At 55.7% G+C, this 1765-nt stretch carries 4 protein-coding genes; 2 read left to right on the top strand and 2 right to left on the bottom strand.

What is annotated here, in order from left to right; genetic code table 11:
• The coding region (locus tag LG30_RS0107435) for a helix-turn-helix domain-containing protein (protein WP_033130077.1) at nucleotides 1–561 on the bottom strand (561 nt) is incomplete at its 3' end.
• Between the two features lie 123 nt (nucleotides 562–684).
• Here LG30_RS0107435 and LG30_RS0107430 point away from each other — a divergent pair.
• Both LG30_RS0107430 and LG30_RS22495 read left to right on the top strand, forming a co-directional pair.
• Entirely contained in the window at nucleotides 685–882 is a 198-nt protein-coding gene (locus LG30_RS0107430; RefSeq protein ID WP_033130075.1) for a Cro/CI family transcriptional regulator, read from the top strand.
• Between the two features lie 19 nt (nucleotides 883–901).
• A complete protein-coding gene (locus LG30_RS22495; RefSeq protein ID WP_033130074.1) occupies nucleotides 902–1315 on the top strand; it encodes a hypothetical protein in 414 nt (137 codons plus the stop codon).
• Between the two features lie 23 nt (nucleotides 1316–1338).
• On the opposite strand, the gene LG30_RS0107420 is transcribed toward LG30_RS22495, so the two are convergent.
• Nucleotides 1339–1731, bottom strand: coding sequence for a hypothetical protein (locus LG30_RS0107420; RefSeq protein ID WP_052100885.1), 393 nt, complete (start codon nucleotides 1729–1731; stop codon nucleotides 1339–1341).
• Nucleotides 1732–1765: the final 34 nt, after the last annotated feature.

Here is a 1765-nt window from a genome sequence, read left to right as displayed (position 1 = left end):
CTCGTCGATGCCGCGGGGCCGGTACTTCTTGAAGGTGGCCTCTTCGCTGCCGTTCTTGGCCACGACGAAATCCCCTGGTTGGGGCGCTTCGTCGGGGTCAACGATGATGAGGTCGCCTTCCTTAAAGAAGGGTTCCATCGACTGGCCACGCAACCAGAGGCCGAAACCACAAGGTCCGACATCGACCCCCGCCGTCACATACTCGACGTTGCCATCGAAGGCCGTGGCCTGCTCACACATCTCGTGCCAGTGGCCGGCCTGAACATAGCTCAGCACAGGCACGTGCGTACCTTGTGGGATCACGGCCGGTTCAACGTTGTGATAACCAGGTATCTGCGGCTCTCCTGACGAACTTGGAGCATCCCCCTCGCCTGTCAGAAGCCAGTCAACCGTGACTCCCAACGCGGCGGCTAACTCATTGAGGTAGCGACCATTAGGCGTGTTTTCTCCCCGCTCCCATTGGCTAATGGAAACGCGTGATACACCAACCCGTGAGCCGAGAATCTCTTGGCTATACCCGAGTCTCTTACGTGTCTGCTTGATGCGTTCGTTTATTTTCATGTAAGCAATCTTACAAGTTGCTTTCGTAGGATTTCTTGTCTTTTCTGTAAGTTTTTCCTTGTATCCATAGTTCACCTGGCTTTACATTTTCTTTCGAAAGTAAACCTTACAAGGTGGAGTGTGATGAAGAAGAAGGACGCAATTGACCACTTCTGTGGGGATCACAAATTGGCACAGGCATTGGGTTGCAAGCCTCAAGCCATTTCTCAGTGGAGTGACCTTGTTCCCCAAGGCCGCGCCTACCAAATCGAGGTGCTGACCGGCGGCAAGTTAAAAGCCGACCCGAGCATCAGCCCGCAACAACCCACTCCCCGCGTCTGACCCTTCAAAAGGAATCGCCATGGTCACTCGATCCAAACCCATCCGCATTCCCAGCGACGTGCGTCAGCTACCGCTCGACTACAAGCGCATCGAGGCGCTGGGTGCCATCGAGCTACTGGCCGGAGATGATCTGATGCTGGGGAGTCTGGGCAACATGAGCCTGACCACGGCCGGGGATCTGGTCGAGGTGGTGGGGCAACTGCGCCGGACCGTCGCCGGCGAACTGCAGCACCTGGAGGCACCCCGCACCTGGATGGGGACCGACACCATCAACATCTTCAACTTGCTGCTGCAGATGGTGAACGTGGTGGAGCAGCTGGCCAGCACCAGCGCTGGCCACACCCACCCCGACCGGAACAAGCTGGAGAGCTGGAGAGCTGGCAGAGCTGGCAGAGCTGGCAGAGCTGGCAGAGCAACTATTACCCATCATTGAATAAAAAAGGGCCCATGAGGCCCTTACTCTTGCTCAAACATTTCTTTATTGAGCTTGTCTTTCAGCGCTTCTAGGGACAACTTGTCCAGCGCCGGATCCAGCTTCATTAGGCCGTGCGACTCACAATGCGACGAAAAAATCTCCTTACCAAAGCGCCAGCTCGTCTGTTTGACGTAGCACTGCTCCCAGCCCAGCGATTCGATTTTCGACATGCTGATCTTCTGAACCACGAGCCCCAAACCGGCGGCAAGCACAACCAGAGATAGAACGATGACAACACGCCGCCTCGTTGCCTTGGGAGTTATGTCCGGTTCAGGCATCCTACGGAATAACATCAGCCGCACTCCGGCATACAATAGGAGAGGAGCACCAAGTAATGCGGCCAAAATTGCAAACCATCCTCGCCAGTCATTCATACGAAATGGGTCAGCCGGTCATCCTCCCATATTC

Source organism: Aeromonas aquatica, from assembly GCF_000764655.1.
Taxonomy (GTDB): Bacteria; Pseudomonadota; Gammaproteobacteria; order Enterobacterales; family Aeromonadaceae; genus Aeromonas; species Aeromonas aquatica.
This window is presented reverse-complemented; position numbering and strand designations above follow the sequence as displayed.